Origin of the sequence: Novosphingobium sp. HII-3 (genome assembly GCF_002916655.1) — a bacterium.
In the GTDB taxonomy this organism is placed as follows: domain Bacteria; phylum Pseudomonadota; class Alphaproteobacteria; order Sphingomonadales; family Sphingomonadaceae; genus Novosphingobium; species Novosphingobium panipatense.
Genome location: NZ_PPSM01000065.1, coordinates 1 through 2,558, shown reverse-complemented (window position 1 = coordinate 2,558; position 2,558 = coordinate 1). Strand labels below are relative to the sequence as shown.

At 63.1% G+C, this 2,558-nt stretch carries 2 protein-coding genes; both read left to right on the top strand.

Annotation, left to right across the window (positions count from 1 at the left end; genetic code table 11):
• Positions 1–116 precede the first annotated feature (116 nt).
• A complete protein-coding gene (gene istA / locus C2R25_RS17385; protein ID WP_103730415.1) occupies positions 117–1,631 on the top strand; it encodes an IS21 family transposase in 1,515 nt (504 codons plus the stop codon).
• A complete protein-coding gene (gene istB, locus C2R25_RS17380; protein WP_103730414.1) occupies positions 1,618–2,346 on the top strand; it encodes an IS21-like element ISSsp4 family helper ATPase IstB in 729 nt (242 codons plus the stop codon). The genes istA and istB overlap by 14 nt, the downstream gene beginning before the upstream one ends.
• Positions 2,347–2,558 lie beyond the last annotated feature (212 nt).

Here is a 2,558-nt window from a genome sequence, read left to right as displayed (position 1 = left end):
TGTGGAGCGGCGTGCAAAATTGCCCCCCTTAGCGGGGTGATCGGCGTCTAAAATTGACCCCCTTCATCTCATTGTGAGAAGCGCCGCCGTTTGGGTTCCGAACGGCGGGTACAGGGATGTTGGTTGTGGAGACGATTACGAGGATCCGCCGGGAGCACCGGGACGGTAAGCCGATCAAGGCGATAGCGCGGGATTTGCGGCTGTCGCGCAACACGGTGCGCAAGGCGGTCCGGGCGCCGAACGCAGATGCCAGTTACGAGCGCAAGGAACAGCATCGGCCGCAGACTGGTCCTTTCAGCACTCGCCTGGAAGAGCTGCTTGAAGAGAACGAAGGGCTGCCCCGGCGTGACCGGCTTCGCATGACGCGGATCCATGATCTGCTCCAGCGCGAAGGGTTTGGCGGCTCTTATGACGCTGTGCGGCGCTATGCTGCGCGCTGGAAGCGTGAGCGTCGCGTCGAGGCCGGCGATATGGCCAAGGCGTTCATTCCGTTGATGTACCGGCCCGGCGAGGCTTACCAGTTCGACTGGAGCCATGAGGACGTCGAGATCGCCGGCAAGCCGATGCGCGTGAAGGTCGCGCATATGCGGTTTTGCTGGTCACGGGCACCATTTGTCCGTGCCTATCCTCGCGAGACGCAGGAGATGGTGTTCGACGCACATGCCCGCGCCTTTGCCTTCTTCGGTGGGGTTCCGACGCGCGGCATCTACGACAATATGAAGACGGCGGTGACGACGGTGTTCACCGGCAAGGAACGCCTGTTCAACCGGCGGTTCCTGATCATGACGGACCACTATCGCGTTGAGCCGGTGGCCTGTAGTCCTGCCGCAGGGTGGGAGAAGGGACAGGTCGAGAACCAGGTTCAGACCAGCAGGGAGCGCCTGTTCAAGCCGCGCCTGCGCTTTGCCAGCCTCGAGGAACTGAACATCTGGCTGGAGGCCGAGTGCCGGCGCTGGGCGGAACGCAACCAGCATCCAGACCAGGAAGATATGACGATCGCGCAGGCGCTGGAGGCGGAGCGGCCGATGCTGCAACCGCTACCGGTTCCCTTCGACGGGTTCTTCGAGAGCGAACACGTAGCCAGTTCGACGTGCCTCGTGAGCTTCGATCGCAACCGGTACTCGGTGATGGCGAAGGCGGCCCATCAGGCTGTGCAGGTGCGGGCCTATGCAACGCGCATCGTGATCCGCTGCGACGGCGTTGTCGTGGCCGAACACGAACGGGTCTTCGGTCGGAACCAGACGATCTTCGATCCATGGCATTACCTGCCCATCCTCGCCCGCAAGCCCGGTGCGTTGCGCAATGGCGCCCCCTTCCAGGACTGGGCTCTCCCACCTGCGCTGGCCCAACTGCGGCGCAAGCTGGGCAAGGGCGACGATGCCGACCGGCGCTTCGTGCGCGTCCTCGCCGCTGTCCCCGAAGATGGCCTGGAGGCTGTCGAGGCCGCAGTGCGCGAGGCACTCGGCGCCGGTACTGTCAGCGACGAGATCATCCTCAACATCCTGTCCCGTCGACGTGAGCCTCATGACGTCCAGGCTATGGACGTCGTCGTCAACCTGAAGCTCAAGCATCCGCCAGAGGCGAACTGCGGCCGCTACGATACCGTGCGAGACCTCGATGCAGCGGCATGAGATCATGGCCGCCCTCAAGGGACTGGGGCTCAAGGGCATGGTCACAGCCTTCGATGATGCCGTCACCAACGGCATCCGCCGCGACAGAACGGTCATGGAGATGTTGGGCGACCTGTTGCGTGCGGAGACGGCGCACCGGGATGCGGCATCGATCCGTTATCGCATGACCGCAGCCAAGCTTCCGGCGATCAAGGACCTGGATGAGTTCATGTTCGATGGCACGCCGATCAACGAAGGACTGATCCGCTCGCTTCATACGGGCTCGTTCTTGCCGGAACGGCGCAATATCGTGCTGATCGGCGGAACAGGCACGGGTAAGACCCATCTGGCTCTCGCCATCACCGCCGCGGTGGTGCGCGCCGGTGCCAGAGGCCGATACTTCAATACGGTCGATCTGGTGAACCGGCTTGAGGAAGAGGCTCGCCTAGGCAAGGCCGGCAGCCTTGCCACCCAACTCTCGCGGCTTGATCTCGTGGTACTTGATGAGCTGGGCTACCTGCCGTTCGCCCGGTCCGGTGGTCAGATGCTCTTCCACCTGATCAGCAAGCTCTACGAAAAGACCTCGGTCATCATCACGACCAATCTCGCCTTCGGCGAATGGCCGAGCGTCTTCCACGACCCCAAGATGACCACCGCGCTTCTCGATCGCATCACGCACCACTGCGACATCATCGAGACGGGCAATGACAGCTGGCGGTTCAAAAACCGGAACTGAGCCGAAAACCCCTTCCCCCGGACCCCCATCCCCGGCGGTTAACCCGGTGGGTCAACAGGGACCTCCCACGGACGCCGCCGCCAGCACACCTGACGGTGCGCGTCGTCGTCCGTGGGCCCCTCCTATCGACTACCGGGATAACCGCCAGACTACCGAAAGGTGGGGTCAATATTGGACGCCGATAGGGGGTCAGTTTTGCGCGCCGGTTGACA

Excerpts from the sequence above, each read along its gene's own strand:
- istA (WP_103730415.1), top strand. The coding sequence starts at position 117 with ATGTTGGTTGTGGAGACGATTACGAGGATCCGCCGGGAGCACCGGGAC.
- istB (WP_103730414.1), top strand. The coding sequence starts at position 1,618 with ATGCAGCGGCATGAGATCATGGCCGCCCTCAAGGGACTGGGGCTCAAG.